The sequence below is a fragment of the Actinoplanes sp. NPDC051633 genome (assembly GCF_040681735.1).
Lineage (GTDB): Bacteria > Actinomycetota > Actinomycetes > Mycobacteriales > Micromonosporaceae > Actinoplanes.
On sequence record NZ_JBFAZH010000425.1, the window covers coordinates 1 to 5,950 of the forward strand.

At 68.2% G+C, this 5,950-nt stretch carries 7 protein-coding genes; 4 read left to right on the forward strand and 3 right to left on the reverse strand.

Translation table 11 applies throughout. The annotated features are described in order from the left end of the window. Positions 1-71 precede the first annotated feature (71 nt). On the reverse strand, positions 72-638 hold the full coding sequence (locus tag AB0M20_RS22615) for a CGNR zinc finger domain-containing protein (RefSeq protein ID WP_364301141.1): 567 nt from the start codon (positions 636-638) through the stop codon (positions 72-74). Between the two features lie 64 nt (positions 639-702). On the opposite strand from AB0M20_RS22615, the gene AB0M20_RS22620 reads away from it, so the two are divergent. Beyond that, on the forward strand, positions 703-1,059 hold the full coding sequence (locus AB0M20_RS22620) for a nuclear transport factor 2 family protein (RefSeq protein ID WP_364301143.1): 357 nt from the start codon (positions 703-705) through the stop codon (positions 1,057-1,059). Here AB0M20_RS22620 and rfbD read toward each other — a convergent pair. Together rfbD and rfbB are read right to left on the reverse strand one after the other, a co-directional pair. After that, positions 1,048-1,863, reverse strand: coding sequence for a dTDP-4-dehydrorhamnose reductase (gene rfbD, locus AB0M20_RS22625; RefSeq protein ID WP_364301145.1), 816 nt, complete (start codon positions 1,861-1,863; stop codon positions 1,048-1,050). The two genes, AB0M20_RS22620 and rfbD, sit on opposite strands and share 12 nt — an antisense overlap. After that, complete coding sequence (gene rfbB, locus AB0M20_RS22630; protein ID WP_364301147.1) at positions 1,863-2,849, reverse strand: dTDP-glucose 4,6-dehydratase; 987 nt, start codon at positions 2,847-2,849, stop codon at positions 1,863-1,865. Before rfbB ends, rfbD begins: the two co-directional genes overlap by 1 nt. A 46-nt stretch (positions 2,850-2,895) precedes the next feature. On the opposite strand from rfbB, the gene rfbA reads away from it, so the two are divergent. From rfbA to AB0M20_RS22645, 3 genes are all read left to right on the forward strand, one after another. Further along, positions 2,896-3,780: a glucose-1-phosphate thymidylyltransferase RfbA gene (gene rfbA, locus AB0M20_RS22635; protein ID WP_364301149.1), complete on the forward strand. Its 885-nt coding sequence runs from the start codon at positions 2,896-2,898 to the stop codon at positions 3,778-3,780. Continuing rightward, on the forward strand, positions 3,777-4,382 hold the full coding sequence (gene rfbC / locus AB0M20_RS22640; protein WP_364301151.1) for a dTDP-4-dehydrorhamnose 3,5-epimerase: 606 nt from the start codon (positions 3,777-3,779) through the stop codon (positions 4,380-4,382). The genes rfbA and rfbC overlap by 4 nt, the downstream gene beginning before the upstream one ends. Positions 4,383-4,711: 329 nt before the next feature. Beyond that, positions 4,712-5,950, forward strand: a 1,239-nt coding sequence (locus AB0M20_RS22645) for a sugar transferase (protein WP_364301153.1), incomplete at its 3' end; no start/stop codon positions are given.

The window sequence follows — 5,950 nt, forward strand, 5'->3', positions numbered from 1 at the left end:
GCGGTGGGCGCCGGGCAAGGCATCCGTGCAGACACGTAACCCGGGCACGTAGAGAGCCCGGATCAACGACCTCATTCGCCGCTTCGGCGTGCCCGGTGACTGCGGACCTTGTTGCGGTTGCCGCACCGCTCCATCGAGCACCAGCGCCGGTTGCCCGGCCGGGACGTGTCCAGGAAGAGCAGCTTGCAGTTGTGGCCGGAGCACTCGCGCAGCCGGGACCGCCGCGCGGGATCGCCGATCAGCTCCAAGGCGTCGCGGGCGAAGGCGCCGAGGATTGCCGACGCGGTGTAGGACCAGCTCAGCGACAGTGAAGCCGGATCCAGGTGCGGGCGGGGCGCGTCGCGCGCGTACCCGTTGATGGTTTCTATGGCGGCGGGCGAGACCGGGCGGCCCTCGACGACGGCCGGGATGACCGACCAGAGGGTGTCGCGCAGGTCCTTGAAACGGTCGACGTCGTCGGCCTCGAGGCGAACCTCGTCGACCCCGAGCCAGTCGGCCAGGTCCTGCGGCGTGTGCCAGACCTCCCACTTCCGGTACGCCTCCGGCCCGCCGCTGACCAGCAGCTCCATGCTGATCGACCCGGCGTCGAACGTGAAGCTCGGCCCGTTCCCGACGAGAAGCCTTGCCCTCGGCTGCATGTAACCACTATAACTGGAATACAGGTAACCGCTAATACCAGTTACGAGAGACGAGGCGAGACGGATGAGCACCGAGACGGAGCTTCTGGAGCTCGAGGACGAACTGTGGCGGGCCAACCGGGAGGGCGACGGCGGCTTCTACGAACGGATCCTGCGCGACGACGCCATGCTCGTCAGCAAGTGGGGCATGCTGGACAAAGCCGCGGTGGTGCCGGGGATCAGTCGCAACCACAACCCGTACACCAAGACCGAGATCAGCGACCGCAAGGTCCTGCGGATCTCGGCGGACAGCGCGCTGGTCACCTACCGGGTCGCGGTGACCAACGCCGAGGACTTCACCTTCGAAGCGCTGGCCACGACGGTGTACGCCCGCGAGGGCGACGGGTGGCGCGGCGTCTTCCACCAGCAGTCATTGCTGTAAAAAGGCCCGCAGCATCGGGCGCCACGAAGGCAGCGGATCGACCCCGGTGCCGGCCCAGCGGTCGTGACCCAGGACGCTGTAGGCCGGCCGCCGGGCCGGGCGCACGAACTTGTCGCTCGTCGTGGGCCGCACCCGCTCGGGGTCGAGGCCGGACAGCTCGAAAACCGCCCGTGCGAGCCCGAACCAGGTCGTCGAGCCCGCCGCGGTGCCGTGATAGGCGCCCGGCGCGGCGCCCGACCTCGCCAGCGCCACGGCCTGCTCGGCCAGCGCGTACGACCAGGTGGGCGGGCCGACCTGGTCGTCGACCACGTCCAGGGTGTCCCGCTCCCCCGCGAGCCGCAGCATCGTCTTGACGAAGTTGGGGCCGTGCGCGCCGTAGAGCCACGCCGTCCGCACGACGTATCCGCCCGCGGCCAGCACCGCCCGCTCCCCGGCCGCCTTGGTGCGGCCGTAGGCGTTGATCGGCGCCTGCGGGGTGTCCTCCGGGTAGGGACTCGAGACGGACCCGTCGAAGACGTAGTCGGTGGAGAAGTGGACTAGCCGCTTGCCGGCGACCTCGGCCAGCGCGGAAGCGTCGTTGATCCGCAGGGCCGCGTCCTCAGCCGTCTCCGCGCCGTCGACGTCGGTCCAGGCGGCCGCGTTCAACACGACGTCCACGCCGGCGACCGCGTCCCGCACGGCTGACGGCGAAGTGATGTCCAGTTCCGCGCGGGTCGCGGCCTCGAAAGAAGCGCCCGAAGTGGCGAGCACGGCGCAAAGATCCTGGCCGAGCATTCCCCCCGCCCCGGTGACGAGCCACCGCATCAGCGGCCACCCAGTTCCGCTCTGCGCTTGAGCGGCTCCCACCACGACCGGTTGTCCCGGTACCACCGGACGGTCGCGGCCAGCCCGTCGTCGAGGGTCACCTGTGGCTCGTACCCGAGCTCGTCCCGGATTTTGGAGATGTCCAGCGAGTAGCGCCGGTCGTGGCCCTTGCGGTCCTTTACCTGCCGCACCATGTCCCAGCTCGCGCCGCACGCGTCGAGCAGCCGCCCGGTCAGCTCACGGTTGCTCAGCTCGGTGCCGCCGCCGATGTTGTAGACCTCGCCGGCCCGGCCCTTCTCCAGCACCAGCTGGATGCCGCGGCAATGGTCGGACACGTGCAGCCAGTCGCGGACGTTGCCGCCGTCGCCGTAGAGCGGCACCTGCTTGCCGTCCAGCAAGTTGGTGACGAAGAGCGGGATCACCTTCTCGGGGAACTGGTGGTCGCCGTAGTTGTTGGAACAGCGCGTGACCACGACGTCCATGCCGTGGGTGCGGTGGGCGGCGAGCGCCATCAGGTCGGACGAGGCCTTCGAGGCGGCGTACGGCGAGTTCGGCGCGAGCGGCCACGTTTCGGTCCACGAGCCCTCGGCGATCGAGCCGTACACCTCGTCGGTGGAGACGTGCACGAACCGGCCGATCCCCGCGGCGCGCGCCTCGTCGAGCAGCACCTGGGTGCCGACCACGTTGGTGGTGACGAACGGCACCGCGCTCTGAATCGATCGATCCACATGAGACTCCGCGGCGAAATGCACCACCGCGTCGTGTCCGGGCAGCAACTCCCGCAGGAGGGCCGAATCCGTTATGTCCCCCTGGACGAAACGCAAGCGGGAATCCGACTCCGGGAGGTTCGCACGATTGCCCGAATAGGACAACAGGTCGAGAACCGTCACGGAAGCGCCCACCGCGCCCGCAAAATTATCCTGTAGGAGGGCACGGACATAGGCCGAACCGATGAAGCCGGCACCGCCGGTCACAAAAATCTGCACGGCTGGCGAGTGTAGCGGCATGGCCTGCTCTGCCTAGGTTTTCGAGGTGCGCGGAATCTTGCTGGCCGGTGGGACCGGCTCACGTCTCTGGCCGATCACCATGGCCATGTCCAAGCAGCTTATGCCGATTTTCGACAAGCCGATGGTCTATTACCCGTTGACGACGCTTGTGTCCGCTGGGATCAGTGAGGTCCTGGTGATCACGACACCGGAGGATCAGCCGCATTTCCAGCGGCTGCTGGGCGACGGAAGCCGCTTCGGCGTGTCGCTCTCGTACGCGGAACAGCCGAAACCGGACGGCATCGCCCAAGCGTTCCGCATCGGCGCGGACTTCATCGGCGACGAGCCGGTGGCGCTGATCCTGGGCGACAACATCTTCCACGGCGTCGGCCTCGGCCGGCAGCTGTCCCGCTTCGCCCAGCCGGACGGGGGACGGGTCTTCGCCTACCCGGTCGCGGATCCCGAGCGGTACGGCGTGGTCGAGTTCGACGACGACGGCAAGGTGCTCTCGATCGAGGAGAAGCCCGAGCGGCCCAAGTCCACCTACGTGGTGCCGGGCCTGTACTTCTACGACGCCGACGTGGTGCGGATCGCCGAGAAGCTCGAGCCCAGCGAGCGCGGCGAGCTGGAGATCACCGCGGTCAACGAGGAGTACCTGCGCCAGGGTCGTCTGGACGTCACCGTGCTGGACCGCGGCACCGTGTGGCTGGACACCGGGACGTTCCAGTCGATGGTGCAGGCGTCCGAGTACGTCCGGGTCATCGAGGAGCGGCAGGGCCTGAAGATCGGCTGTGTCGAGGAGGCGGCCTGGCGGCTGGGCCTCATCTCCGACGAACGGCTGCGCGAGCTCGCCGAGCCGTTGCTCAAGAGCGGCTACGGCGACTACCTGGTGCAGCTGCTGAACGCCGGCCCGTTCGGGGGTCCCCGATGAAGGTGCGCCCGCTGACCATCGAGGGCGCGTACGAAGTGACCCCGGCGCAGTTCAGCGACTCCCGGGGCACCTTCCTCGAGTGGTACCGCTTCGACGCGCTCGAGGCCGCCGTCGGCCACCCGCTGGATCTGGCCCAGGCCAACCTCTCCACATCGGCCCGCGACGTCGTCCGCGGCGTGCATTTCGCCGATGTGCCGCCAGGGCAGGCCAAATACGTCACCTGCGTGTCCGGGGCGGTACTCGACGTGGTGGTGGACATCCGTGTCGGATCGCCCACGTTCGGCGCCTGGGAAGCCGTTCTGCTCGACGACGAGGACCGGCGCGCCGTTTATCTCGCCGAAGGGCTCGGGCACGGCTTCTGCGCGTTGACCGACGGCGCCACCGTCGCGTACCTCTGCTCGTCCACCTACCGGCCCGGCCACGAGCACGGGATCGACCCCCTCGACCCGGAACTCGGGATCACTTGGCCCGCCAAGGTGCCGAATCTGTCCACGAAGGACGCCGAGGCGCCCTCGCTGGCCGAGGCGAAGGCCACGGGCCTGCTCCCCGAGTATGAGGCATGCGTCACTTTTACGGCCTCGAAGGGTCGCTCCAACGATTGACGGAGCACTTTCCGTGTAGTAGCGATGCATTTTCAAGAAGCACCGTGTGACCGACTTGCACCGACTCGTTCTGGCCATTCATCCGAATAGGCAATCGTGCCGAACGGAAAGGTGTAGCGCGGACGGGTGGCCCCTAGCAGAGTGTCACATGGGTCCCACAGGTAAGACCGAGGACCGGATTTCGCGGGAGATCCGGTGTCCTTGCCATGCCCGGCGGGTGGGTCATGGGTGGGGCCTCGAAACAAACCGACGGAGGCAAAGGCGTGCAGACCATCGGACCGTTACCGGTCGTTGACGTCTCGGGGAAGACTTCGCAGGTAAACGCCAGGATGCGGGCCAGCGCAGCGCGGGCCGGCTGGCAGAACCGCTACGCGTGGACGCTCTACATCATCGACTTCACCGTTGGCCTGGGCGCGGCCCTCCTGGCGTTGTTCCTGCGTTTCGGCTCTTCGAGCACGCAACCGTACATGGTCGATTACCTGCTGTTGACCTTGCTACTCCCGATTGCCTGGATCGTCTGTTTGGCGGTCAACCGGGCGAATGAGCCGCGTCACCTGTTCGTCGGCACCGAGGAGTACGCACGGGTATTTCGATCAGGATTGGCGCTGACCGCCGCCCTGGCTATTTTTTCCTTTGCGTTCGATCTGCGTTTGGCCCGCGGCTACATCATTATCGCGATGCCCCTGGCGATCGTCGTCGACCTCGGCGCGCGCTACGTCCTCCGGCAGACGCTGCACCGCACCTGGGCCCGCGGCGAGAAGCTGCACCGCGTCGTCCTGGTGGGTCACGAACGCGCGGTCGTCGACATGACCCGCCGGCTGAGCCGTGAGCGCCACCACGGCCTCGGCGTGATCGGCGCCTGCCTGCCGCCCGGCCTGACCACCGACGCGTTCATCCCGGGACTGCCGCCCGTCTACGGCACCTTCGACGAGGTCGCCTCCGCGGTCGCCATCTCCGATGCGGACACTGTGGTCGTGTTGTCCTGCCCCGAGATCGACGGTCCGGCGCTGCGCCGGCTCGCCTGGCAGCTCGAGCGCGACGACATCGACCTGATCGTGGCCAGCACCCTGGTCGACGTCGCCGGCGACCGCACCACCATCCGCCCGGTCGACGGCCTGCCGATGCTGCACGTCGAGCACCCCCGGCTCAAGGGCAGCGCCCGTCTGGTCAAGGCCGCCTTCGACCGCGCCGGTGCGCTGGTGCTGCTGACTCTCGCAGCACCGGCGATGGCCGTCGTGGCCGGCCTGGTGATGTTCGTGCCCGGTGGTCGTGGCCCGGCCATCTTCCGCCAGGAGCGGGTCGGCAAGGACGGAAAGCCGTTTACGCTCTACAAGTTCCGCACGATGGTCGTCAACGCCGACGCCCGCCTGCAGGAGCTGCGCAACCTCAACGACACCGACGGCGAGCTCTTCAAGATGCGCAAGGACCCGCGGGTCACGCCGGTCGGCCGCTTCCTGCGCCGCTACTCCCTCGACGAGCTGCCCCAGCTGGTAAACGTGCTGAAGGGCGACATGTCGCTGGTCGGCCCGCGGCCGCCACTCTCCCGCGAGGTGGCCGGATACCCCGCC

Excerpts from the sequence above, each read along its gene's own strand:
- AB0M20_RS22615 (WP_364301141.1), bottom strand. The coding sequence starts at position 638 with ATGCAGCCGAGGGCAAGGCTTCTCGTCGGGAACGGGCCGAGCTTCACG.
- AB0M20_RS22620 (WP_364301143.1), top strand. The coding sequence starts at position 703 with ATGAGCACCGAGACGGAGCTTCTGGAGCTCGAGGACGAACTGTGGCGG.
- rfbD (WP_364301145.1), bottom strand. The coding sequence starts at position 1,863 with ATGCGGTGGCTCGTCACCGGGGCGGGGGGAATGCTCGGCCAGGATCTT.
- rfbC (WP_364301151.1), top strand. The coding sequence starts at position 3,777 with ATGAAGGTGCGCCCGCTGACCATCGAGGGCGCGTACGAAGTGACCCCG.